Annotated in this window: 19 protein-coding genes; 8 read left to right on the plus strand and 11 right to left on the minus strand. The window is 71.2% G+C overall.

Going from position 1 to position 24,279, the window contains the following annotated elements:
• Window positions 1-10 precede the first annotated feature (10 nt).
• Genes RND61_RS31100 through metF form a run of 4 tightly spaced genes read left to right on the plus strand, consistent with a single transcriptional unit; the run spans window position 11 to window position 4,456 of the window.
• Window positions 11-1,384, plus strand: coding sequence for a class II 3-deoxy-7-phosphoheptulonate synthase (locus RND61_RS31100; RefSeq protein WP_315881509.1), 1,374 nt, complete (start codon window positions 11-13; stop codon window positions 1,382-1,384).
• Window positions 1,381-2,571, plus strand: a complete 1,191-nt coding sequence (gene aroC, locus RND61_RS31105; protein ID WP_315881510.1) for a chorismate synthase — start codon at window positions 1,381-1,383, stop codon at window positions 2,569-2,571. The genes RND61_RS31100 and aroC overlap by 4 nt, the downstream gene beginning before the upstream one ends.
• Window positions 2,562-3,548, plus strand: a complete 987-nt coding sequence (locus tag RND61_RS31110) for a carbohydrate kinase family protein (RefSeq protein ID WP_315881511.1) — start codon at window positions 2,562-2,564, stop codon at window positions 3,546-3,548. Before aroC ends, RND61_RS31110 begins: the two co-directional genes overlap by 10 nt.
• Window positions 3,545-4,456, plus strand: a complete 912-nt coding sequence (gene metF / locus RND61_RS31115; protein WP_315881512.1) for a methylenetetrahydrofolate reductase [NAD(P)H] — start codon at window positions 3,545-3,547, stop codon at window positions 4,454-4,456. The genes RND61_RS31110 and metF overlap by 4 nt, the downstream gene beginning before the upstream one ends.
• A 1,069-nt stretch (window positions 4,457-5,525) precedes the next feature.
• Here the strand turns inward: metF and RND61_RS31120 are convergent.
• Both RND61_RS31120 and RND61_RS31125 read right to left on the minus strand, forming a co-directional pair.
• Complete coding sequence (locus tag RND61_RS31120) at window positions 5,526-9,689, minus strand: nSTAND1 domain-containing NTPase (protein ID WP_315881513.1); 4,164 nt, start codon at window positions 9,687-9,689, stop codon at window positions 5,526-5,528.
• Between the two features lie 64 nt (window positions 9,690-9,753).
• Entirely contained in the window at window positions 9,754-10,086 is a 333-nt protein-coding gene (locus tag RND61_RS31125) for a CU044_2847 family protein (protein ID WP_315881514.1), read from the minus strand.
• Between the two features lie 849 nt (window positions 10,087-10,935).
• On the opposite strand from RND61_RS31125, the gene RND61_RS31130 reads away from it, so the two are divergent.
• The 3 genes from RND61_RS31130 (at window position 10,936) to RND61_RS31140 (ending at window position 13,513) form a co-directional block, all read left to right on the plus strand.
• The gene (locus tag RND61_RS31130; protein ID WP_315881515.1) at window positions 10,936-11,343 is read left to right on the plus strand and encodes a hypothetical protein; all 408 of its coding nucleotides are present in this window, start codon (window positions 10,936-10,938) and stop codon (window positions 11,341-11,343) included.
• Window positions 11,344-11,482: 139 nt separating this feature from the next.
• Window positions 11,483-13,225 (plus strand): biosynthetic-type acetolactate synthase large subunit, encoded by a 1,743-nt coding sequence (ilvB, locus tag RND61_RS31135; protein ID WP_315881516.1) that lies wholly within the window; start codon window positions 11,483-11,485, stop codon window positions 13,223-13,225.
• A gap of 51 nt (window positions 13,226-13,276) precedes the next feature.
• Complete coding sequence (locus RND61_RS31140) at window positions 13,277-13,513, plus strand: hypothetical protein (RefSeq protein WP_315881517.1); 237 nt, start codon at window positions 13,277-13,279, stop codon at window positions 13,511-13,513.
• Between the two features lie 274 nt (window positions 13,514-13,787).
• Here the strand turns inward: RND61_RS31140 and RND61_RS31145 are convergent, their stop codons facing one another.
• Complete coding sequence (locus RND61_RS31145) at window positions 13,788-15,569, minus strand: VCBS repeat-containing protein (RefSeq protein WP_315881518.1); 1,782 nt, start codon at window positions 15,567-15,569, stop codon at window positions 13,788-13,790.
• Between the two features lie 407 nt (window positions 15,570-15,976).
• On the opposite strand from RND61_RS31145, the gene RND61_RS31150 reads away from it, so the two are divergent.
• Complete coding sequence (locus RND61_RS31150; RefSeq protein ID WP_315881519.1) at window positions 15,977-16,807, plus strand: glycoside hydrolase domain-containing protein; 831 nt, start codon at window positions 15,977-15,979, stop codon at window positions 16,805-16,807.
• A gap of 357 nt (window positions 16,808-17,164) precedes the next feature.
• Here RND61_RS31150 and RND61_RS31155 read toward each other — a convergent pair whose 3' ends face one another.
• The 8 genes from RND61_RS31155 to mtnA all read right to left on the minus strand — a co-directional run bounded on the left by RND61_RS31155 (window position 17,165) and on the right by mtnA (window position 24,252).
• A complete protein-coding gene (locus RND61_RS31155) occupies window positions 17,165-18,175 on the minus strand; it encodes an ABC transporter substrate-binding protein (protein ID WP_315881520.1) in 1,011 nt (336 codons plus the stop codon).
• Between the two features lie 16 nt (window positions 18,176-18,191).
• Window positions 18,192-18,965 carry an ABC transporter ATP-binding protein gene (locus tag RND61_RS31160; RefSeq protein WP_315881521.1) on the minus strand — a complete coding sequence of 258 codons (774 nt, stop codon included), beginning with the start codon at window positions 18,963-18,965 and terminating at the stop codon, window positions 18,192-18,194.
• Window positions 18,966-18,967: 2 nt separating this feature from the next.
• On the minus strand, window positions 18,968-20,107 hold the full coding sequence (locus RND61_RS31165) for a FecCD family ABC transporter permease (RefSeq protein ID WP_391654531.1): 1,140 nt from the start codon (window positions 20,105-20,107) through the stop codon (window positions 18,968-18,970).
• Window positions 20,108-20,405: 298 nt separating this feature from the next.
• The gene (locus RND61_RS31170; protein ID WP_391654532.1) at window positions 20,406-21,230 is read right to left on the minus strand and encodes an S-methyl-5'-thioadenosine phosphorylase; all 825 of its coding nucleotides are present in this window, start codon (window positions 21,228-21,230) and stop codon (window positions 20,406-20,408) included.
• Window positions 21,221-21,955, minus strand: a complete 735-nt coding sequence (gene mtnC, locus RND61_RS31175) for an acireductone synthase (protein WP_315881522.1) — start codon at window positions 21,953-21,955, stop codon at window positions 21,221-21,223. Before mtnC ends, RND61_RS31170 begins: the two co-directional genes overlap by 10 nt.
• Entirely contained in the window at window positions 21,952-22,536 is a 585-nt protein-coding gene (locus tag RND61_RS31180) for a 1,2-dihydroxy-3-keto-5-methylthiopentene dioxygenase (protein ID WP_315881523.1), read from the minus strand. The genes mtnC and RND61_RS31180 overlap by 4 nt, the downstream gene beginning before the upstream one ends.
• A gap of 4 nt (window positions 22,537-22,540) precedes the next feature.
• Window positions 22,541-23,206 carry a methylthioribulose 1-phosphate dehydratase gene (gene mtnB / locus RND61_RS31185; protein ID WP_315881524.1) on the minus strand — a complete coding sequence of 222 codons (666 nt, stop codon included), beginning with the start codon at window positions 23,204-23,206 and terminating at the stop codon, window positions 22,541-22,543.
• Window positions 23,203-24,252, minus strand: coding sequence for an S-methyl-5-thioribose-1-phosphate isomerase (gene mtnA, locus RND61_RS31190; protein WP_315881525.1), 1,050 nt, complete (start codon window positions 24,250-24,252; stop codon window positions 23,203-23,205). Before mtnA ends, mtnB begins: the two co-directional genes overlap by 4 nt.
• Window positions 24,253-24,279 lie beyond the last annotated feature (27 nt).

The following is a 24,279-nucleotide window of genomic DNA, read 5'->3' on the forward strand; positions in this document are numbered from 1 at the left end:
GGCCTGACCGATGACCGCAGACACGACTGCCGACTGGATGTCCCTGCCCGCAGCCCAGCAACCCGCCTGGTCAAACCCCGACTCCCTGCACGAGGTGCTGTCCTCCCTGCGGTCGAGCCCGCCCCTGGTGTACGCGGCCGAGTGCGACCAACTGCGCGACCGGCTCGCAGCGGTGGCCAGGGGTGAGGCGTTCCTGCTCCAGGCGGGGGACTGCGCCGAGACCTTCGACGGTGTGAGCGCCGATCAGATCGACACCAAGCTCCGCACCATCCTGCAGATGGCGGCGGTCCTGACCTACGCGGCCTCCGTCCCCGTCGTCAAGGTGGGCAGGATGGCCGGGCAGTACGCCAAACCGCGCTCCAGCGACCTGGAGACCCGTGACGGCGTCACGCTGCCCTCCTACCGGGGCGACGCCGTGAACGGCCCCGCCTTCGAGGCGGCTACCAGGGTGCCCGACCCGCACCGGCTGACCCGGATGTACCACGCTTCCGCGACCACCCTGAACCTCGTACGGGCTTTCACCACCGGCGGATACGCCGACCTGCGCAGGGTGCACGCCTGGAACCGGGACTTCCTGGCCCTCTCCCCGGTGGGCAGGCGCTACGAGGACCTGGCCCGGCAGATCGACTCCGCGCTCGCCTTCATGCGGTCCTGCGGCACCCTGCCCCGCGAAATCCAGACGGTGGAGTTCTACGCCAGCCACGAGGCGCTGCTGCTGGATTACGAGACCGCGCTGACCCGAGTGGACTCCAGAAGCGGGAACCTGTACGACGTCTCGGCCCACATGGTGTGGATCGGAGAACGGACCCGTCAACTGGACGGGGCACACGTGGAGTTCGCTGCCCGGATCAGGAACCCGATCGGAGTGAAGCTCGGCCCGACCTCCACGGCGGACGACGCCCTGGCCCTGATCGACAGGCTCGACCCGGATCGCCGGCCCGGCCGCCTGACCTTCATCACCAGGATGGGTGCGGAAAAGATCCGGGACGTGCTACCGAACCTCGTGGAGAAGGTCACGGCCTCCGGCGCCCGGGTGGTGTGGGTGTCCGACCCGATGCACGGCAACACCTACAAGTCGGAGAGCGGCTACAAGACGCGTCAGTTCAGCAGCATCCTCGACGAGATCCGCGGGTTCTTCGAGGTGCACAGGCACCTGGGGACGCATCCGGGCGGCATCCACGTGGAACTGACGGGCGACGACGTCACCGAGTGCGTCGGTGGCGCGCACGAGATAGGGGACGCCGACCTCCAGCAGCGCTACGAGACCGCCTGCGACCCCCGCCTCAACCGCAGCCAGTCCCTCGAACTGGCCTTCGTGATCGCTGAGATGTACGGAAACAGCGGAGTGGGCACGCGCGCGCACCGCGGTGAGGAGCGGCGTTGAGCAGATTGCGCTGGCTGACCGCGGGAGAGTCGCACGGTCCCGCGCTGGTGGCGACGCTGGAGGGCCTGCCCGCCGGTGTCCCGGTCACCACACAGGCGGTGGCCGACCACCTGGCCCGGCGGCGGCTGGGATACGGGCGCGGTGCGCGGATGACGTTCGAACGCGACGAGGTCACTTTCCTCGGCGGTGTCCGGCACGGGCTGACGCTGGGATCACCCGTGGCGATCATGGTCGGTAACACCGAATGGCCCAAGTGGGAGAAGGTCATGGCCGCCGACCCGGTCGATCCGCAGGAGCTGGCCGGTCTCGCCCGCAATGCCCCGCTGACCCGGCCCCGGCCCGGTCACGCCGACCTGGCGGGCATGCAGAAGTACGGCTTCGACGAGGCCCGCCCAGTCCTGGAGCGCGCCAGCGCCCGGGAGACCGCCGCACGCGTCGCGCTGGGCGCCGTGGCCCGCTCCTACTTGAAGGAGACGGCCGGGATCGAGATCGTCAGCCACGTCGTGGAGCTCGCCTGCGCCGAGGCTCCGCCCGGGATGTACCCGACGCCGGCCGATGTCGGCAGGCTGGACGCCGACCCTGTGCGCTGCCTGGACGCGGACGCGTCGAAGGCGATGGTCGCCGAGATCGACCGGGCCCATGAGGACGGTGACACGCTCGGCGGTGTCGTGGAAGTCCTCGCCTACGGCGTTCCCGTGGGGCTCGGCTCCCACGTTCACTGGGACCGGCGCCTGGACGCGCGGCTGGCCGCCGCCCTCATGGGCATCCCAGCCATCAAGGGCGTGGAGGTCGGCGACGGGTTCGGCCTGGCGCGGGAACCCGGCTCGAAGGCCCACGATGAGATTGTCCCCACCACGGAGGGCATCAGGCGTGCCTCCGGCCGCTCCGGCGGCACTGAGGGCGGCCTCACCACCGGAGAACTGCTGCGCGTGCGCGCGGCGATGAAACCCATCGCGACCGTCCCCAGGGCGCTGGCCACGGTGGATGTGGCCACCGGTGAGGCCGCCCGGGCCCACCACCAGCGCTCCGACGTCTGCGCGGTACCGGCCGCCGGCATCGTCGCGGAGGCCATGGCGGCGCTGGTCCTCGCCGACGCCGTCGCCGAGAAGTTCGGCGGTGACAACGTCTCCGAGACTCACCGCAATGTTCGATCTTACCTCGAACACCAGGAGCACTCGTGCGCGTAGCCATCTCCGGTTCCATAGCCACGGACCACCTCATGGTCTTTCCCGGGGCCTTCCGAGAGCATCTCATCCCGGACAGACTCGACACCATCTCCCTGTCCTTCCTCGTCGACGACCTGGAAGTCCGGCACGGTGGCGTCGCCGCGAACATCGCCTACGGGCTCGGCTGCCTGGGCCACGCACCGGTGCTGGTCGGTGCTGCGGGAAGCGACTTCGGCGAGCACCGCGTCCGACTCAAGGAGCACGGAGTGGACACGGACTTCGTGCACATCTCGCCCGAGCGCCGGACCGCTCGCTTCATGTGCCTCACCGACCGCGAGCAGAACCAGATCGCGTCGTTCTACACCGGGGCCATGGCGGAGGCGCGTGACATCGACCTCGGCGACGTGGTCCGCAGAGCGGGTGACGTGGGCGTGGTCCTCGTCTGTCCCAACGACCCGGCCGCCATGCTCAGGCACACGGAGGAGAGCCGCCGTCTCGGCATCCCGTTCGCGGCCGACCCCTCACAGCAGCTCGCCCGGCTCGACCGGGATGAGGCACGGCAGCTCGTGACCGGAGCGCGGTGGCTGTTCACCAACGGATACGAAGCCTCTCTGCTTCAGGAACGAACAGGCTGGTCCCGGAACGACATCCTGTCCCGGGTCGGGCTATGGCTGACCACGCTCGCCGCGGACGGCGTACGTCTGGAAGCCGCCGAGGAAGAGCCGTACACGGTCCGTGCGGCAGCACCTCGGGACATCGCCGACCCGACCGGTGCCGGAGACGCCTTCCGCGCCGGATTCCTGGCTGCGGCGTGCTGGGGAGAGACGGCGGAGATGTCCGCCCGGCTCGGGTGCGCCGTCGCCTCCCTCGCACTGGAAGGGCTCGGAGGGCAGGGGTACGTGCTCGACCGGGCGACTCTGCTGAAGCGTGTCGAGGGCACCTACGGGACGGCGGCAGCCCTGCCCTTCGCACGACATCTGGAGACCCCACAGCCATGACCCTCCCGATCACGCCCCGTCGTCTCCTGGAACCGGGCCGAGTGTCCTATTCGTTCGAGTTCTTCCCGCCCAAGGCCCCCTCAGCCGGCAGACAGTTGTGGAACGCTGTTCGGCGCATCGAGGCGTACGCCCCGACCTTCGTATCCGTGACCTATGGCGCCGGCGGCTCCTCCAGGGAACACACCGTGGAACTGACCCGCCGTATCGCCGCTGAGACCACGCTGCGCCCGGTCGCCCACCTCACCGCGGTCGGGCACTCGGTGGCCGAACTCCGTAAGATCATCGGCTCGTACGCCGCCGTCGGCGTACACGACGTGCTCGCCCTGCGGGGAGACCCGCCGGGCGACCCGCAAGGACCGTGGATACCCCACCCCGAGGGCTTCACCTACGCGCAGGAACTCGTGCGCTTGATCAGGAAGTCGGGGAACTTCAGCGTTGGCGTGGCAGCCTTTCCGGAACGCCATCCGAGGTCGCCGGACTGGGACAGCGAGATCCGGCACTTCGTCGCCAAGTGCCGCGCGGGCGCCGACTACGCCATCACCCAGATGTTCTTCCAGGCGGACGACTACCTGCGGTTGCGCGACTGCGTGGCCGCCGCAGGCTGTGACATCCCGATCATCCCGGCGATCATGCCGACCACCGACGTCCGGCAAATCCGGCGCTTCGCCGAACTGAGCAACGCCCTGTTCCCCTCCTCGCTCGCCGAAGCCTTGGACGGCGCACGGGATGATCCGGAGACCGCGCATCGCATCGGTGTGGAACACGCCACCGCGCTGAGCGAGCGACTGCTCGCGGAAGGCGCACCGGGGCTGCACTACATCACGCTCAACCGGTCGTCCGCCGCGCTCGACATCCACGAGAGCCTCGTCCCGCACCGTTCGCCGACCGTCCCGTCCCTCGCCGGCTGACCGCCGCACCACCCGATCGGCATAAACCGCCTGCGACAGCGCCAGGGCGGCCGCAGAGTGCGACCCGTACAGCGACATCGGGCAGGAGAAGTGCCGGGCTCGGTCTGGCCGCGCGCTCGTGGCTTGCGGAGTCGGCCAGAGGAGCCGCAGGGTCCGGGCTTGACGGGAGGCGGGGACGACCCCGGCCGTACTGCGTCCGTCACCGGAACCGGATCTGACCCGCACGCTCCGTGCCGGCACAAGTTGCGCCCAGCCATGACTCCTATCGGAATGAGTTGCAGTCAGGAGCCGGTCTTCCGGTGGGGCTTTTATTATCAGCCTGAGTTGGTCGGACGCGAGGTGGGGACGGCCTGGGCAAGGCAGGTGATCCGGATAATCGAGCAGGGGTAGTCCCCTCGTAGACAAGGATGCTTCGTAGTCGCAGGACACTGCCAGGACGGGGACCGTGGCTCCGGTCCGTTCACCGACCGCCCCAAGCCTGCAGAAGAACTTGCTCGCAGAACCTCGCTCCGCAGTGGTCACGCAGCGTATCCGGGATACCCCTTCAGAGGGGCGACGTCCCCGTTCCGCTGCCCTGTGGCGCCGTTCGTTCCTGGGGAGAATCCGGGGAGAATGCGCGGCGCCGGGGAGCGGGCGGCACGGTCCCTCACCAGCTCTTCCGTGGCTCTGCTGCGGCGTGGCGGCATGCGTGTCGCCGCCGTGTCCGTCACTGCGGGTGCAGGGCCAGGCGGCGCCGATCGCTGCCTGTTCCGGCGAAGCCCTCGTACGGCGAGCGGGTGGCCCAGCGTGTGCTGTGCCACCCGTGCGTCATGCGGGGGTGAGGTTCTCCGGGACGTACTCGGGGACCGCGTCGAGGGCCGCGCGTCCCTTGCCGCCGGCTTCGGGCGTGGAGGGGGCGTGGTGGTCGAGGGTGACGGTCGGACTGGAGTGGCCGAGCCGTCGGCTGCCTCCGGACGCCGGTCGAACTGGGCAACCAAACGGGTCGGGGTGCTCAGGTCGAGAAGGGCACACCGACCAACGGGTGCCCTTCGCCACGGTCGCGACCGGCACACACGTCGGACTCGCCCGTTCAAGCGAGCGCGACCTCCGACAGACAGACCGGGCCTGCATGAGGGTCCCGGCCCGGTAGGTACAAGGACCGCTCCCGCCGGGTGAAATCCCGGTGCAGGGCCTGGCAGATCGCCCTGATCGCGTCGTCCGGCCGGAGGAGGCGCACCTGCCACAGGCGCACCGTGTGGTCATGGGCGCTCGTGGCCAGGGTGCGGCCGTCCGGGCTGAACGCCACCGAGGTGATGTGATGGGTGTGGCCGGTGAGGACGCTGCCGGGTACACCGTTCTCCGCGTCCCACAGCCGCACCGTCTTGTCGCCGCTGCCTGTGGCGAGGGTGTGACCGTCCGGGCTGAACGCCACCGTGTGCACGGAGTCGGAGTGGCCGGTGAGGACGGTGCGCGTTGTGCCCGTGACCGCGTTGCGCAGTTTCACGGTGTTGTCACCGCCGGTGGTGGCGAGGGTGTGACCGTCCGGGCTGAACACGACGTCGTGCACGGAGTCGGAGAGCTTGTACAGCTGTTTCCCGGTGGCGACCTCCCACAGCTGCGCCGTGTCGTCGGCGGTCGTGGCCAGGGTCGCGCCTTCGGGGCTGAAGGCCAGGGCGCCGACCGTACCGGTGGGGCCCTTCAGGGTCCGGAGGACCCGACCGGTGGAGATGTCCCACAGGGTCACCACGCCGTCGTCGTCTCCCGTGGCGAGGATGCGGCCGTCGGGGCTGAACGCCACCGCGTACACCTCCGCGGTCCCACCTGTCCGGAGGTCACGGGCGCGGCCGGAAGCGATGTCCCACAGCCTCAGCACGATTTCGCGCTCGTCGAGAACGTCGTAGCCGCTGACGGCCATGGTGCTTCCGTCGGGGCTGAACGCGAAATCCGTGACGTTCATGGCGTGTCTGCTTCGCCGGTTACGGGACTTGCCGGTGACCGCGTCCCACAGCTCCACCGTGGTGAGGGTGTTGGTCGCGAGGGTGCGGCCGTCCGGGCTGAACTCCGCGTGGGTGACGAACTTGGTGTGGTCCCCCTGGAGGGTGTGGCGCGTCCTGCCCGTCGCGACGTCCCACACCCTGGCTGTCTTGTCCCCGCTCCCGGTGGCGAGAGCGCGGCCGTCGGGACTGAACGCGAGGGAGTACACCGCCTCGGTGTGACCGGTCAGGGTGTCCACGACCTCGCCGGTGGTGACGTCCCACAGCCGCACGGCTTCGTGGTCCAGGTAGCCGCCGGTGGCGAGGGTGCGACCGTCGGGACTGAACGCGACGGAGGTGCCGCCGTCGGTGTTACTGACGACCGTTTTGCGGACCTTCCCCGTGGTGACGTCCCACAACTGCACCGTTCCGCGTCCGCCGGTGGCGAGGGTGCGGCCGTCCGGGCTGAAGGCGAGGGAGCCCGCCTCGTCCGTCTGGCCGGTGACGGGGGCGCGGGCCTCGCCGGTGGCCACGTCCCACAGCTGCAATGTCGCACGGCCGCCGACGGCGAGGACGCGGCCGTCGGGGCTGAACACCGCCTGGCCCACGCCGCGGGAGTGGCCGGGGAAGGTCGTACGGGTGGCGCCGGTGGCGACGTCCCACAGGCGTACCGCCTCGTCGGCGGCGGTGGCGAGGGTGCGGCCGTCGGGACTGAACTGCACCGAGACCACGGTGTTGGTGTGACCGGTGAGCGTGCCGCGCATCCGGCCGGTGGTCACGTCCCACAGCTGTACGGTCTGGTCGCTGCCGGCGGCGAGGGTGCGGCCGTCCGGGCTGAACGCCGTCGTGTGCACCCAGTCGCCGTGCGTGTCGAGGCGGTGGCGGGGCCGGCCGGTGGTCGCGTCCCACAACCGCACCGTGCCGTCGTTGCCGGCCGTGGCGAGGGTGCGGCCGTCCGGGCTGAACGTCACCTCGGTCACCTCGTCGGTGTGCTCGTCCAGCACGTGGCGGAGGGGCAGGGCGGCAGCGGCGTAGAGGCTGGCGGTGGCCTCGCGGGTCGGGCTGGTGCGGTACGCCTGGACGGCCAGCAACGAGGCCAGGTCGGGATCGGTGCCGCGCAATGCGGTGGACTGGGTGGACAATTCGCGTGACTGGGCTTCCTTCTGCGCGGTGACGGCCTTCTCCTGGGCAGTGACGGCCTTCTCCTGCGCTGCGACCGCGCTCTGACGCTGCCAGAACGCGATGCCGCCGGCGATGAGGGAGAGAACGAGCGCGCAGGTCAGGACCGTGTTGATGCGGCGAGTACGACGGAGGGCCGCCTGCTGGCGCTGCTTGCTCACGGTCAGGAAGGCGGAGATGTCCTGCGGCAGCCCGTGTTGACGCGACCAGACCATGCCCTCCGCGAGGTCGCTGCCGTCCAGCAGGTCACCGGGGTGGCCGCTTGCGACGAAGCGGGCACGCAACTCACCGGCGCGGTGCAGCCAGGCGTGGAAGTGGCGGTCAGCGGCCACCCAGTCGCGAAGATCGGCCCACTCACGGATGAGGGCGTCGTGGATGAGTTCCGCGGTGCCCGCGCCGGGCGCCCTGTCGGACCGGGGCGTCGTCCGCGTCGTGACGATCCGCTGATGCGTCAAGGCGGCCAGTACCGCGTCGAAAACGCTGTCGCCGTGCCCTTCGGCCGTCAGCGGGTCGGCGGCCAGGGAGCGCAGGTCGGTGAGGGGAACGTGGCGGCGGGTCGCCGGAACGGCGTACGTCTCGTCGGCCGGCCGCACGAGGGCGGTGAGAAGCCGTCGGGCGGTGGCGTGGTACGCGGCGGGGATCCTGTCGAGGGCGCCGTTGCACCACGTGGTCAGGCTGCCGGCGACCCCGCCGATCCGATCGTATGCCTGGTGGGTGAGGTGGCCGTCGTGGCGGCGGTCCCACAACTGGTTCAGGGCGAGCTGGAGGAGCGGCAGCACGGTGACCGGCGCCGTGCGGGCCGACGGGCCGACGGGGTCGGCGGCCAGAACATCGGTGATGATGCGCTCGGGCAACCCCTCTTCCAACCGGAGGCCCACCGCGTGGGCGGGTCGGCTGATGATGGCGTGCAGCTCGGACACACCGAGGGTGGTGGGGACGTTCAGCAGGCCCGGCGCCGCTGTGCTCAGCAGGCGGGGCGCCCCGGCCGCGAGCCGGGGGTAGAAGTCGTCACGCATGACCACGATCACACTGGCCGGCACGTCGGAGGTGATCAACGCGACGAGTTGCTCCTCCACGGCGGCCAGTCGCTCCGCGTGTCCCTCCGCGGCGGGATACGCCAGGAGTTCTTCGAACTGATCGATGACCAGCACGAGGCGTCGGCCCGGAACCTCTCCCAGCCTCCGCCGGACGGCTCGTTCGATGCCGTCCGTGACGGCTCCGGACAGCCCGGCCTGTTCCAACTCGGCCAGCAGGTCCTGTCCTGGTCGGGCGAGCACCTGCGGCCAGAGGTCACTGCCGGGAAGCCCGCCGTCGGCCAGGGCCGGCAGGATGCCCGCTTGCACCAGGGAGGACTTGCCCGCCCCGGACGGCCCCAGCAGCAGCAGGACCCTCTGCTGCCCGCGAAGTGCCCCGAGTGCCTGCTCCACGGCGGCATCCCGCCCGTGGAACCACCCGACGTGGTCCGCGGTGAACGGCTCCAGACCGCGGTAGGGACACACGTGGTGTTCCACCAGTTCCGGCAGCACCTCGCGCAGGACCTGCGCGGGGGTGGCGTACGCGATCCCCGTGCCCCGGTGTTGCCGGTCAGCCGGGCTGATGGCGGTGACCATGCCGACCACCAGTCCCGTCAACTGGTCCACGACCGGGCCGCCGCTGAACCCAGTGGTGAGGTCGTTCGCGTCGGTCAACTGCAGCAGGAGGCCGATGCCACCGCTCGGGGGGAGCAGGTCGCCGGCCTCCCCGTAACCGAAATGCCCACCGTCAGGCGCCTGGGAGGGAAACCCGAAGGAGCTCACGCGGTGCCCCCGGCATCCGGTCGCGGTTCCCAGACGCACTCGGCACGCCCCCGCCGGCGTGTTCGCGAGGCGGAGTACGGCGATGTCCTCGGCGTCCGGCGCCCGCCACCCGGAGGCGACGACCCGGCCGGTCAGCCGCGGAGCTCCCGGCAGGTGCGGGAAGGCGAGCACCACCTGCCCCCCGGGCCCCTGGCCGGTGGCGGACACCACGTGCGCGCAGGTCACCACGGTGTCGTCAGCGACCAGGAAACCCGTCCCGGCCGTACCGCCCCCAGGGGCGAGGACCTGTGCGATCGAAGCGGTCACCGCCGACCGACCACCGCTTACGGCTCCCGCTTCCCCGTCTTCGCCGGCAGACACGCGACACTCCTCACGGAACGTCCTGAGCGGGCGCCCCGCTCGCCCACAACACCCGTACCTTCAGATGCACCGCCATTCCCCCCTTGGTGATGACGGCCCCCGCCTCCGCCGACAGATCGACACCGAACTCCACTTCGACCTCGTCGGGGCCGGCCTGCCGCAGCTGCTCCAACACCGCCCTCGCGGTGTCCCTCACCGGGCCCAGGGCTTGTTGGAGGGTCTGAGGGAGTTCCCGCACCGAGTCGGCGAGGCGTCCCGCCTTCACCGGACCGTCCACCTCCGGTGCGGCCTCCACCAAGACCGCGCCCCCGCCTTCCAGCGGAATCCGCGCAACGGAGTGCATCAAATTTCTCCCCCTCACGATGGCCGGCCACCGGTGCCGTCCTGTGTACGAGAGACTACCGACGGCCGTACCTCCAGGAGGGGAAACGAACCCGTCCGCCGTGGGAGTCCCCGCGCGGCACGGCTTGAGCGGCGGCAGCCCGGCCTGGCTCGGCGAGAACAGCTCGGACCTCAGCGCCACCGCACCGGCGGGCGGGCTCGGCCTGGAGAGCTGTGAGACCCACTGGACGTCAACGGCGGCACGGCGCCGGGGCACGGGGCTCACGGGGCTCACGGGGCTCAGGGCGGGACGGGAACGGGAGTCCGCCTGCCCTGCGCGCGTGTCCAGACATCGAGGGCGTCGAACCGATGCGTCACCCGCCCACGGGCTCCCCCGCGGAAACTCGGCGGCCCCTGCCGACGGCGGCGCCGGACGGAGGGCGCGCGGGGCGAAAGGCCGGGGTACGCGGCTGCGGTCCTTCACTCCGAGGAACGTGCGGCCGATGGTGACGCCGTCTCGGGGGCGGGGGCAGGTCGGAAGGAAACCGGGGTGACGACGGACTCACCCGATCGGGTCAGAGTGGGGTGGGAAAAGCTCAAGGACTCGGCCGGGACCAGGGAATTCACGGGATTCGCGCGTGAGAAAAGATCTCGGCGTTCAGTACAGTGATCGCCTGTTCCGGAGATTTCGAGAAGCGGAGTCTCGCCTCCCTTCCGGACGCCGGCCTGGAAGTTGACCTCTCCTCGACGTTTCCTTATCCGATCAAGAGTCGTTCGCACGCGGGATGCGGCTGGCCGGGTCGCGCCTTGCCGCGCCTTGTCCACGAGCCTACTATCCCCTTACAACCCCAGCCAAGAGGGAAGCGATCACATGTCCAACAAGGTGATCTGTGAATTCGCCGAAAAAATTGACGCGACTCGAATCATCTCCATGGAAGGGAACCTCGTAGAACTCGAGGTCCTGGCGTCGGGGACCGGGAACATCGACAGCCATGCCGTGCAGGTCATCGCCAACCACCTGATGCGGCGCCTCCAGGACGGTACCGCGATGACCACCTGCCGGATCGTCGCCACGGCGGAGGGGAGTTTCGACACGATCGCGTTGACCGGTTCCTCGTCGGGCGTGCGCGATGACGACGGTACTTACCACCTGCGCGGTTCGATGAGGGCGCAGAGCACGGGCGGTGTGTTCGAGGACCTGGACGGCAAGAACATGAGCTCCACGGGTGAGATCACCCCGGACGGCCACGTCAACAGCGTTTACCGACTGTCCGAATGACGCGCCGCGCCGAGCGCGTGAGCATCGGCGCGGGGACAGTGCTCCGGTCCGGCCGCCTCGTTCGCCCACTGGGCCGAGGGCCGTCCAGCGCGTGCCCCTTCCGAGGGGAAACGGCATCCGTCACTGGAAAGGCAGGAGCATGGCCACCGATGAAGAGCGCCACGTGACAGGTGCCGCCGCCGCTTTGCACGCCCTGAGGAACGCAGACGTGCGGGTCGTATTCGGCATACCCGGCAGGGCCATAGTCCCGCTGTACCACACGTTGGGGGACTTCCCGGAGATACGCCACATCCTGACCAGGCACGAACAGGGTGCGGGACACGCAGCCTCGGGCTATGCCCAGGCCACCGGCCGCCTCGGAGTGTGCCTGTCCACCTCCGGGCCGGGCGCCACGAACCTCGTCACCGCCTTGATGGACGCGCAGAAGGATTCCGTGCCCGTCCTGGCGATCACGGGACAGGTGGAGAGCGACCAACTGGGCACCGGAGCGTTCCAGGAGGCCGACATCTGCTCCGTCGTCTCGTCGGTCACCAAGTACTCGGTGGAAGTGACCCGGGCGGAGGACGTCTTTCCGGCCGTCACCGAGGCCGCCCGCAGGGCGATGAGCGGGCGCCCGGGGGCGGTGCTGGTCTCCATCACCCTGGACGCGTTCAACGGAAGGGCCCCGGCGCCCGGCGACGGGCCGAAGGCAGCCGATCCGCCGGCGCCCGAGCCCGCCCGGATCGAGCAGGCCGTGGCAGCGCTGCTGGCCGCTCGCCGACCAGTCCTGTACGCGGGCGGCGGAGTGGTACGGGGCGAGGCCGCCGGACCGTTGCGGGAGTTGGCGGAGGAGATCGGCGTGCCGGTCCTCACCACCCTCATGGCGCGCGGTGCGTTCCCGGACGGCCATCGCCTCGGTTTCGGCATGCCCGGGATGTACGGAACGATCGCGGCCACCGCCGCCATGCAGAACGCGGACCTGATCCTCGCCGTCGGAGCCCGCTTCGACAGCAGGGTGACCGGGAAGCTGGACGCCTTCGCCCCTGACGCCCGGGTCGTCCACATCGACATCGACGACGGAGAGATATCCCGCAGGAGGCGCGCCGACATCGCCGTCACCGCGCACTGCCGCCCCGCCCTCACCATGATGAGGGACCGGGTCCGCGAAGCCCTCGGAAGCGGCCGGCACCGCCACCCGGACCTCTCGTCCTGGTGGGACACCCTGGACGGCTGGCGCAGCCGCCATGAACCGGGCCACGGCGAGGAGGTCGACGGGGCCCTCGACCCCCGGTACGCCGTGGAACGCCTCGGAGCCCTCACCGCCGGCCCGAACACCCTGTACACGGCGGGCGTGGGCCAGCACCAGGTGTGGGCGGCCAAGCACATCCGCTACGAACGCCCACGCACCTTCATCACCACGTGCGGCGCCGGCACCATGGGGTACGCCGTCCCCGCCGCCATGGGGGTGCAGGCCGCTCACCCCGACGCGCAGGTGTGGGCCATCGACGGGGACGGGAGCTTCCAGATGATGTGCCAGGAGCTCGCCACCTGCGTCCAGGCCCGACTTCCCATCAAGGTCGCGGTCATCAACAACGCCATGCTGGGCATGGTGCGCCAGTGGCAGGACCTGTGGTACTCGCACGACGACGAGGAGACGGACCTGTCCGACCACAAGGAGAACCAAAGCCCGGACATCAGTGCGCTGGCGCGGGCCTACGGCTGCGCCGCGTTCACGTGTGCGGACCCGGGCGAGGTGGACCGGGTCGTGACGCGGGCCTCAGCGGTGCGCGACCGCCCGGTGGTCGTCGAGTTCCTCGTGTCCCAATCGGCCAGGTCGTATCCTCTGGCACCGCCGCACGCCCCGGTGCCGGATCTTCTTCCTGACTTCGACGGCATCGACTGAGATCGGACCACCCGGCCCGACGGCGTTGCCTTGACCGCGAAGGGTTCATGGATGGTTGTGAACGCATCGGCCGAACGTGCTGCGCAGTTCGAGCGCCTGGCGCTGGACTGGGCCGGGAAGGCGGGGCTGGGGCAGCCCGGCGCGGCCGAGTTGGCGCAGGCCTTCGCGACGCTGGCGGTCGCCGCACGCCTCGACCACCTGCAAAGACGGCTGAGCGTCATCGGTGACCAGTTGAACGCCACCAAGAGCGGGTTGGAACACGTCGCTCGCGGGCTGTCCGGCGCCTGACCGCGCGCCGGGCGGTCCGCCACGGACGGGCCGGGCCTTCGAAGCCCCACCGCCCACGGCTCTTCTGGAAGGCGGTCAGCGGGCGGTGGGTGGCGGTCAGCGGGCGAGAGGGGGAACCGTCTCCCACTCGGCCGGGCCGGTGGTGGTCGCCGCCTCGTCGCGGTGGTGACCGCGGGGGGCGCGGCTCGGCGTCGTGGTGCCGGGCCGGTCGGTCGGTGGGGGAACGCCGGAGCCCCGGCCGGTGCTGGTCGGGGCTCCGGTCGCGCGGGGTGGGTCAGTGGAGCTGGGTGTAGGTGTTCCAGCCCTTGCCGAGGCTCGTGCGGGTGGTGAAGGGGTTGGCCGTGCCGGTGTGGGCGGCGACGTAGCGGTACAGGATGCCGCCGGAGGTGACGGCCAGGAGGTCGGCGCGGCCGTCGCCGGTGATGTCGCCGGGGGCGACCAGCTTGGTGTAGGCGTTCCAGCCGGTGCCGACCTTGACCCGGGCCTTGAACGGGGCGTTGGCGCTGCCGGTGCCGGCGTACAGGTACAGCGTGCCGCCCGGGGTGCGGGCCAGCAGGTCGGCGCGGCCGTCGCCGGTGATGTCGCCCGCGCCGGCCAGGGCGTTGTAGGCGCCCCACCCGGTGCCGACGCTGACGCGGCCGGAGAAGGCGTAGCCCTTGCCGTCGCCGCGGTAGAGGTAGAGGGTGCCGCCGGTGGTGCGGGCCAGCAGGTCGCCCTTGCCGTCGCCGGTCAGGTCGCCGGGGCCGGTCAGGGTGTTGAACGCGTCCCAGCCGCGGCCCAGCGAGTGCACGCCGCCTTCGGCCCGCTCGAAGTTGTACAGGTGGCCCCGGTAGACCTCCAGCAGGTCGGCGTGGCCGTTGCCGTCCAGGGAGCTGGGGAAGTGCACGCGGGCGCCCGTCCAGCCACCGGTGCTGCTGATCTGGTCGCGGGCGGTGAGCGTGCCGTTGTTGCGCGAGTAGTACAGGAACAGCGTGCCTTCCCGGTCAAGGCCCAGGATCTCGGCCTTGCCGGTCTGCGGGATGCCGCCGGCGCCGACGATCAGGTCCGCGACGTTCCAGCCGGAGGTGGCGAACGTGGTGCGCGCGGTGGGGCGACCGGTGGTGGCGTTCGTTCCGTAGTAGTACAGCGCGCCGCCCGTGGTGCGGGCGAACAGCTCCGGGCGGCCGTCGCCGGTGATGTCGTCGGAGCTGCTGAGCTGGTTGTAGGCGTGCCAGCCGGTGCCGACCTTGACGCGCGTCTTGAACGGGGCGGCGGCCTTGCCGGTGCCCGCGTAGAAGACCAGGTCGCCGCCCGGGGTGCGGGCGTACAGGTCGCCGCGGCCGTCGCCGTCGGCGTCGTTCACGCCGACCAGTTGGTCGTAGGCGTGCCAGCCCGTGCCGACCTTGACGCGGGGCTTGAACGGGGCGTGGGGCACGCCCGTGCCGCGGAACAGGTACAGCTCACCGCCGAACGTGCGGGCCAGCACGTCGACCTTGCGGTCGCCGGTGACGTCGCCGAGCGAGAGGACCTTGTTGTAGATGTTCCAGCCGGTGCCGGTCCACTGCGGGCCGGTCGTGCCGCTGCCGCCCTGGTACGTCCCGCGCAGCGACAGGACGCCGTAGGGGGAGAGCGTCAGCACGTCGGCCGTGTTGTCGCCGGTGACGTCGCCGACCGGGATGACGTCCTTGAACTTCTCGCCCCCGCTCCCGTACAGGGAGAACTCGATGTCGTTGGCCGGGTCCTCGGAGCGCTTCAGGTAGTACCTGCCGTCGAGCCCGCGGTACAGCAGGTCGCTGGAGCCGTCGCCGGTGAAGTCGTGGCGGGACGGCGCCGCGGCGCCCTTGGTCGCCCCCGTCGACATGCGGGTGCGCTCCTTTGGGAACTGCCCCTGCGGCAGCTCGATGCCGGGAGTGGCCCGCTCGACCGGCGCGCGGCCGGCCGGGGCGCCGCTGCCGTCGTCCGCGACCGCCGTGCCGGCCGTGCCCGACAGCAGCAGGCCGGAGGCGAGGGCGAGAGCGGTGCACGAAGCGAGTCTGCGGGCACGCGCGTGCGCGCGGCCCGTACGGTGAAATGCCATACGTACCCCCCCTGGGGTGAGTGATGAGAGGCCGCGAGCACGGCAGGCGTCGCCCGAAGGGGCGCACGCGCGGCTCGGCGGCGCATGGAGCATACAACTGGATCCCGAACCCCTGTAGGGATTTGTTGACACGTGGTCACGGGCGGGCCCCTTGCCGGTCGCGGAGCGGGGGGGGTGCGGGCGGCGCCAGGGCCGGGGCGGTGGCGAAGCGCGTACCGGGCACCCGCCCCCCGTCCCCCGTGGCCACCGCGCCGGTCGGCTTCGCGTGGCCCCGCTCCCCGTACGGACGGGCCCGGCCCGGGGCGAGTGGCCGGCCCGGCCGGTCGTCGCGGTCCCGCCCGCTGTCGGTAGGGTGGGCGGGCTCCGGAGCACCGGAGCCCGCTGTGTCACGTCGTATGGGGTGGGGAATGCCGAAGCACCGGTTGTCCAGGAAGAACCGTTACATCGCCTTGGCCGCGACGGGTGCCGTCGTCGTGGCCGGTGCCGTGGTCGCGGCGCAGACCTCGATGGCCGCCCCGGCGTGGCCGGCGCAGAAGACCTACACGGGCCGGGCGTTCGACGCCTGCACGGCGCCCTCGCTCTCCGCGATGAAGGCGTGGAAGAAGAACGCCTACTACGGCGGCGTCGCCGTCTACGTCGGTGGCAAGAACCGCGGCTGCGCCCAGCCCAACCTGACCAAATCCTGGGTGAAGTCGGTCGACACGCTCGGCTGGCGGGTCATCCCCCTGTACGTCGGCGCCCAGCCGCCCTGCCAGAAGAGCAGGAACAAGGAGAGGTTCACCGCGGCCACCGCGGCCTCGGTCGGGGTGAGCAACGCCAACGACGCGGTCGCCAAGGCGTCGGCGCTCGGCATGAAGGCCGGCAGCCCGATCTACCTCAACATGGAGTCGTACGACATCACCGACAAGGCGTGCAACGACGCCACCCTCGCCTACGTGCGCTCCTTCACCAAGACCCTGCGCGCCAAGACCTACCGCGCCGGCCTCTACGGCTTCAGCAGCTCCAGCGCCAAGGCGATCGCCACCGCCAAGGACCGCACGGACCTGCCGGGCAACCTCTGGTACGCCCTGTGGAACGGCCAGGAGACCACCACCAAGGACTGGCCCTGGGACCCGAAGCTGTACACCGGCCACAGCCGCGGCCACCAGTACCAGGCCAACAGCAAGGAGACCCGCCGCGGCTACACCATCACCGTCGACCGCAACGCCTGGGACGCCCCGGTCGCCATCATCGGCTGACCGGCGGCCCACCGGCCGTTCCGGTCCGGTGCCGCGCCGACCGGTCGGCGCGGCCGGTCACGCGTACGGCCGTGCCGCCACGCCGCCCTTGCCGGCCCTCGGCCCTCGGCCGCCGGCCGTCCCGCCTCCGGTCGACTTCGGCCGGGGCCGGCCACGCGGCGTGACGGCGCGGGGAGCGGCCGTGCGCCGCTCCTTCGGGTCGGCGGGCGGCGCGGTCCGCGACGCGGCAGCCGCACAGGGCCGGCGCACGCGGGATCAGCACGCGCTCAGGACCAGTACGCGCACGGGATCAGCGCACGCGGTTCGGGGCGCCGGGGCCGTGTGGAGCGGGCACGGCCCCGGCGCGGTGCGACCCGGTCAGCCCTGGAGCTCGCGCAGGTACTTCGCGAACTTCTCCAGGCCGTCGATGTTGCGCGGCCCGCTGACGCCCTCGTTGTAGTCGAGGATGAAGAAGTTGTTCTTCTTGACGGCGGGCAGCTCCTTCGTGTGGGGGGAGTTCTTCAGGAAGTCGATCTTCTTCTGGGCGGGCAGGTCCCCGTAGTCGAGGATCATGATGACTTCCGGTTCCGCTTCGGTGACGGCCTCCCAGTTCACCTGGGTCCACCGCTGGTCGAGGCCGTCGAAGACGTTCCTGCCGCCGGCGGTCTTGATGATGTCGTTGGGCGGGACCTGGTTGCCCGCGGTGAAGGGCTGGTCGGTGCCCGAGTCGTAGAGGAAGACCGGCACCGGGTCGCCCTTGGGTGCCTTCGCCTTGACGGCCTCCACCCGCTTCTTCAGCCCGCCGACGACCTCTTCCGCCTTGTCCTCGACCCGGAAGATCTTGCCCAGCCGATCGAGATCGGTGTAAAGGGCCTCGAACGGGGACAGCTTCTCCGGGTACTTCGGGTAGTTGAAGCAGCTCTCGCTGTGCATGAAGCTCTGGATTCCGAGCTTGTCCAGGATCTCCGGGGTGATGCCCCGCTCGTCCTTGAAGCCCGAGTTCCAGCCGGCCACCACGAAATCGGACTTGGCCTCGACGACGAGTTCCTTGTTGAGGAGGTCGTCGCTGAGCATCTTCACCTTGGCGTAGTCGTCGGCCCACGGTGACTCCTCCACCGGCGGGTTCGCCGGCGGCATCACGTAGCCGTGCACGTGGTCGACCAGGCCGAGGCTGAACAGCTTGTCGGCGCTTCCGCCCTCGTACGCCACGGCGCGCTGGGGGAGCGTGTATTCGACCGGCTCACCGCACCTGTTGACGGTGACCTTCTCGGACGCCTTGGCGTCCGTTTCCACCTCGGCGCCGCAGCCGCCGAGCAGCAGCGCGGCCGCGAGCGCGGAGCCGAGGACGGTGTGCTGCCGCACCGAGCGGGGGGATCGAGTCGTGGTCATGATCTGGTGGTGCCTTTCACAGGGAGGAGTTGAGCGAATACAACAACTGGGGGTCACCCGTGAGCGGGTGGGACACGACGCTGGCCTTGACGCCGAACACCTCGTCGACGAGTTCCGCGGTGAGTACGTCCTCGGGTGCGCCGGTGGCGACCAGGCGGCCTTCGCGGAGAACGCCGAGGCGGTCGCAGGCGGCTGCGGCGAGGTTGAGGTCGTGCAGCACGACGAGGACGGTGAGTCCCGAGCCGCGCAGGAGCGAGAGCAGTTCGACCTGGTGGCGTACGTCGAGGTGGTTGGTCGGCTCGTCGAGCACCAGGATCCTCGGCTCCTGGACGAGGGCCCGGGCCAGCAGGACGCGCTGGCGTTCCCCGCCCGAGAGCGTCAGGACCCCGCGCCGGGCGAGGTGGCGGATGTCGAGCCGGTCCATCGCCCGTTCGCACAGCTCCCGCTCCCGGCGGCTGAGGGCCTGGTTGCCCTGCAGGTGCGGTGTGCGTCCGAGTGCGACGACCTCCTCGACCGTGAAGTCGAGGTCGACGGCGCCGTCCTGGGTCATGGCCGCGATGACCTGCGCGGAGCGGCGCATCGTCAGGCCGGAGAGCTCCTCTTCGCCCACCCAGACGGTGCCGGAGCTGGGTCGGAGCGCGCGGTACACGCATCTGAGGGCGGTGGACTTGCCGCTCCCGTTGGGGCCGACCAGGCCCACCACCCGGCCGCTCTCCACCTCCAGGGACAGGTCGCGCACCAGGCTCTTGCCGTCGGTCACCACCGAGAGTCCGTCGAGTCTGAGTTCCATCTTCAGCGGCCTCCGAACATGTAGCCCTTGCGGCGCATCAGGGTGATGAACACCGGCACCCCGACGAGTGCGGTGATGACGCCCAGGGGCAGTTCGCGCGGTGCCACCAGCGTCCGGGACACCAGGTCGACCCACACCATGAAGATCGCTCCGGCCAGTGGCGCCACGGCCAGCACGCGGGCGTGGGTGGCGCCGACGACCATCCGCACCAGGTGGGGCATGACCAGTCCGACGAAGGCGATGGCGCCGCTGACGGCGACCATCACCCCCGTCACGAGCGAGGCCAGGACGAGCAGGGCCTTGCGGTGCCGGTCGGGGTTGACGCCCAGGCTCGCGGCGGTCTCGTCCCCGAGGGCCAGCACGTCCAGCGCCCGGCCGTACCGGTACAGCACGACCAGGCCGAGGACGACGACCGCGGACACGACCGGGAGCGCACCCCAGCTCGCGGCGCCGAAGCTGCCCATCGTCCAGTACAGGACCATGCTGGTCGCCTCGCTGTCCGGCGCGAAGTAGATGATCAGGCTCATCACCGCCTGGAAGCCCAGCGACATGGCCACGCCCGTCAGGACGAGGCGCAGCGGGGAGAGCGCGCCCCGGCTGGAGGAGGCGGCGTACACCAGGAGCGACGCGACCAGGGCCCCGAGGAAGGCACCGGCCGACACCGCGTAGACGCCCAGCGCCGCCAGCCCCCCGGTGACCGTGACGCCGACGGCCCCGACGGACGCGCCCGAGGAGACGCCCAGCACGAAGGGGTCGGCGAGCGCGTTGCGCACCATGGCCTGGATGGCCACGCCGATCGCGCTCAGCCCGGCCCCCACGAGCGCCGCGAGCAACACCCGCGGCGTACGGATCTGCCAGATGATCTGGTACGTGGTCACCTCGTCCGCGGCGATGCGGCCGCCGCTGACGGCCGCCCACACGTACCGGGCGGTCTCCCCCGGGGTGATCACGGCGGCCCCCAGGCCGATGGCCACCACGACCGAGGCGAGGAGGACGACGAACAGGACGGCGCAGGCCAGCGCCAGGCCCTTGCGGGAGGCGAGCCGGCCCTTCACGCCCGTCGCGGGGTCGGGGGGCGCCGCGTCGGCTGCCGTACCGGCGCCGCTGCTCGCCGGTGGCGCGGAGATCGCTGGGGGTGACACAGAACTCGGCCTTCCAAGTCGAACGGAACGTACTCATCAGGTGCGTGGTGTCCGCCCGTCGCTCCGGACGGACACGGGTACCGCGCTGCCACGCGGAAGCAGGTGCGCCGCTTGCCCCTCCTGGTCCACCCGGCCGCTCGACGCGGCCGGACGGCGGCCCTCGGCGCCACGACGACCGGGGCGCCGAAGACGACGGCGACGTCCGGGCAGCCCGCCCGGGGCCGTGCCCGCGGACGCCCCCGGGGCCCTGTCCGGTGGCGGTGGGGCGGCTCGTCCGCCCCTTCCGGGGCGGACCGGCTCAGGGCAGGTCGAAGGGCGGGGTCATGCCGTCGAGCGCGCGGGCGGCGAGGGGGTCGTCGCTCTCGGGGAGCATCCCGACGGCACCGAGCACGACGCGGCGGAGTCGCTGGGTGTTCTCGGCGAAGACCTTGAAGACCTCTTCCTGGGCGACGCTCTCCGCCGCGTCGACGCCCGCGTCCAGATCGGTCACGAGGGCGACGGCGGCGTAGCCGAGGGCGAGTTCCCGAGCCAGGACCGCCTCGGGGTGCCCGGTCATGTTCACCAGTGACCAGCCGGCCGCCGCGAACCACTGGGACTCGGCGCGGGTGGAGAACCGGGGCCCCTCGACCACGACCATCGTGCCGCCGTCGACCGCCTCGATCCCGGCCGCGGCAGCCGCCTTGAGGAGCGCTTCGCGGCCGTCCGCGCAGTAGGGGTCGGCGAATGAGACGTGGACGGCGCCCTCGTCGTAGTAGGTCTGGATCCGGCCACTGGTCCGGTCCACCATCTGGTCGGGAACCACGAGGGTGCCCGGGCCCAGCTCGCGCCGGAGGGAGCCGACCGCGCAGGGCGCCAGGATCCGGCGCACGCCGACGGACCGCATCGCCCAGAGGTTCGCCCGGTAGTTGATCCTGTGGGGCGGGATGCGGTGCGCACGGCCGTGGCGGGGCAGGAACGCCACCCGCCGACCCTCGACCGTGCCCAGCATCAGGGCGTCGGACGGTGGACCGTAGGGCGTGTCGACCCGGACCTCTTCCGCGTCGGCCAGCAGTTCGTAGAAGCCGCTGCCTCCGATCACGCCGATCTCCGCGGCCGGGGTGTTGCCGCTGACGCTCATGTCCATGCTCCCTCTTCCCGTCTCGTTGGCCGGTGCAGCCGTATGTCGTCCAGCGCGGAGACCGTCGGGTGTCCGGCGACCTTTGGGCCGCGCGGGTCTCCGGGGCGCCGTACGGCCACGGTCCTCCACCCCGCGGCGGCGGCCGCGTCCAGTTCCTCTCCCACGTCACTGAAGAAGACCGTCTCGGGTGCGGGGACGCCGATGGCGCGCGTGATGGCCCGGTAGGACTCCGGGTCCCGTTTGCCGCCCGCGCCGGACAGGTCGAAGTAGCCGTTCAGGAGGGCGCTGAGGTCACCGTGGTCACTGTGCGCGAACCAGTCGCGCTGAGCCGCCACCGACCCCGAAGAGTAGACGTAACGGTCGATGCCCGACCGCCGCCATCGGGCCAGGGCCGCGGGCACGTCGTCGTAGATGTGTCCGGTCAGCGTGGAGCGGGCGTAGCCCTCGGCCCAGATGAGCCCCTGGATCCTCTTCAGCGGAGGCGCCTTGACGTCCTGGTCGGACCAGGCGGTCAGCACCGCGACGGCCCCGCCCTCGTCCAGTTGCGGATCACCGGTGTGGATCCGCAGTTCCTCCATCAGCTCCGTCCACGCGGGCTCGCCCCGGTGGGCCGCGAACCAGCCGGCCAAGCGTTCCCGGGCGTAGGGGAAGAGCACGTCGTACACGTGGGAGGCGGAACCGGTCGTCCCCTCGATGTCCAGGACCACGGCCCGTACCGGCGTCACGATCACGTCGTCGCCTCCGGAGTCAGGAGCGCGTCGAGGCGGGGGAAGCGCCGGGCGATGGGGTCACCGGTGAAGTCGCCGATCCAGCCGTCCTCCTTCTCGAAGAAGCGGATCGCGGTGAACTCCGGGCGCGGCCCCATGTCGAACCAGTGCCGGGTGCCCGCCGGTACGGAGAGCAGGTCGCCCGCCTCGCACACCACCGCGTGGACGCGGCCGTCGAGGCGGAGGTAGAAGCACCCCGTGCCGTGGGCGAAGAAGCGCACCTCGTCCTCGGCATGCCGGTGCTCCTCCAGGAAGGCCGAACGCGCCTCGGCCGCTTTCTCCTCCCACTCCGAGCTCCCTTCCGGATGGAGTCGGGCGACGTCCACCCGGTTCAGCCCTTCCCGCTCGCACAGTTCGTCGATTTCGACGCGGTAGCGGGACAGCACGTCTTCCGAGCTCGTGCCGGGCGTGACGGTGTCGCGCAGTGGCCAGCGGCCGAACGTCACCGAACAGCCGCGCAGGGCCTTCGCGATCCGCTCGTGGTCCCGGGTGCGCAGCAGCACGCGCCCGGGATCGTCCTCCGGCATGACCTGGAGCAGCGTCATGAGATCAGCTTTCCTTTCCTTCCGGGGACGGCCCGGCTCCGGTGAGCAGCAGCAGCTGGCAGATCGATTCCAGGCACTCCAGTCGGTTGCGGGCCTGGGCGAGGTCGTGTCCCCATGTGGTGATGCCGTGGTCGGTGATGAGGAGGGCGGGGGGTGCGTGCGGCGTGGCGGGCAGGTGGGCGGCCACGTCCGCGGCGATCCGCGGGACCTCGGGCCAGTTGGGGAAGACGGGCACCTCGGCGCGCGTCGGGTCGGCCAGTCCCAGGCCCTTGAGCAGTTCGAGCCGCTCGATGCGCAGCGAGGTCAGGCGCGCGGGGCGACCGGTGCGGCACGCGACCGCCGTGGCGTACGGGGAGTGGACGTGGATGACCGCTCCCGCGTCCGTGGTCCGGTAGATCGCGGAGTGGATCGTCGTCTCGGCCGACGCCCGCAGCCGTCCCGGAGCCACTTCCTCCCCCGTGTCCGCCCGCACGAGGACCGTGTCCTGCGCGGTCATGTCCCCCTTGTCCCGGCCGCTGGCGGTGACTAGGGCCACTCCGCCCGACAGGCGTACCGAGAGGTTGCCGGCGGTGCCCGGCATCCAGCCGCGCTCGTACAGGGCCCTTGAGAACACCGCGATCTCCCTTCCGACGCGTACGCATTCGCCGTCGTCAACGGACGTGTGCGTCATGTCGGCACCTCACGCGGACAACTCGTGCGGCGGGAGCCGCAGGGCCGGAACACCCGGGCCTCGGAGACGATCGCGGTGATCAGCTCGGCCGGGGTGACGTCGAAGGCGGGGTTGAAGACGGCGGCACCGGCGGGGGCGGCCTCGACCCCCGCGAACCCCGTCACTTCACCGGGGTCGCGCTCCTCGATCACGATTCCCGCGCCGTCGGCCAGCTCCCGGTCCCAGGAGGACTCCGGAGCGACGATCACGAAGGGAATGCCGTGCCGCGCGGCGGCGACCGCGAGACCATACGTGCCGATCTTGTTCGCCACGTCCCCGTTCGCCGCGATGCGGTCGGCCCCCGCCAGCACGCAGTCCACCATCCCCCGGGCCATGGCAGCGGCGGCGGCGGAATCCACGCACAGCCGGTACGGCACCCCCGCCTCACCCAGTTCCCACGCGGTGAGGCGGGCACCCTGGAGCAGCGGCCGGGTCTCGTCCACGAGCACCTCGGCGACCCGGCCGCGCTCGCGCAACTCGATGATCGCGCCGAGTGCCGTGCCGATCGCGGCGGTTGCCAGGCGACCGGTGTTGCAATGGGTGAGGATCCGCACCGGCCGGTCCGGGACCAGCGACTGCACCAGGTCGGCGGCCCGTACGACGGCGGCCCGGTTGACCGTCATGTCCTCTTCCAACATGGCCAGGGCCTCGGCGAGGACGGCCTCGGGTCCTTCGGCGAGCCGCGCCACTGCACGGCGGACGGCCCACGCCAGGTTGACGGCGGTGGGCCGGACGGCGGACAGCCGCGCGGCGTCGGCCTTGACGAACGCCTCGTCGGTCCTGCCGTCCGAGCTGTGCCGATGGGCGGAGAGCGCCACCCCCAGGGCACCGGCCAGACCGATGGTGGGCGCTCCGCGAACGGCGAGCGACGTGATGGCGTCGATCAGTTGGTCGACCGTCGCCAGTCGCAGCAGGCGGTATTCGTGCGGCAGTGCCCGCTGGTCGACCGCGAGGACGCACCCGTCGTCCCACGAGAGCGACGGGCGTGGGCGTGGGCGTGGCGACATCACTGTTCCGCTTCCCCCCTTCATATG

This window comes from Streptomyces tamarix (genome assembly GCF_032423885.1).
GTDB classification, from domain to species: domain Bacteria; phylum Actinomycetota; class Actinomycetes; order Streptomycetales; family Streptomycetaceae; genus Streptomyces; species Streptomyces tamarix.